Source organism: Ralstonia sp. VS2407 (assembly GCF_052950655.1).
Map to the genome: position 1 here is coordinate 1 of NZ_JBRFVG010000321.1, position 447 is coordinate 447.

Annotated in this window: 1 protein-coding gene; it reads left to right on the forward strand. The window is 76.5% G+C overall.

Features of this window, described 5'->3' with window-relative positions:
* The coding region (locus tag ACU8YE_RS25270) for a tetratricopeptide repeat protein (protein ID WP_446930314.1) at positions 1–447 on the forward strand (447 nt) is incomplete at both ends.

Genomic DNA, 447 nt, shown 5'->3' on the forward strand with positions numbered 1-447 from the left:
GGCGACGCCAGCCCAGGCGCGATGCTGCTCTGGGGCGTACTCGACCATCACGCGGGCCGGCACGAGCAGGCGATCGAGCGCTGGCGCGCGCTGCTCCGCGTCCAGCCGCTCAACCTGCGCGTTCGCGGGCTGCTGGGCGCCGCTTTGCTGCGGTCGGGCGACGCCGCGGGGACGATCGAGGCGCTGCGCCCCGTTCTGGCGCGGAGCGACGCCGACCCGTACGCACTCAGCGTCGTCGCGCGCGCGTTCGAGCGTCTGGGCGACCGCGCGACTGCGGCGCGCCTGCTCGACCGCGCGGCGGTGGGGCAACAAAGTGCGGCCGGCGTGTTCGCGACCGATATGTCGCCCGCCGCGCTCGCCGCCGCCGCGAGCGCGGCGCCCACCGACCCGACCTATGCGATAGCCCTCGTGCGTGGGCTGGCGAGCACGGGCCGCCTCGACGTCGCG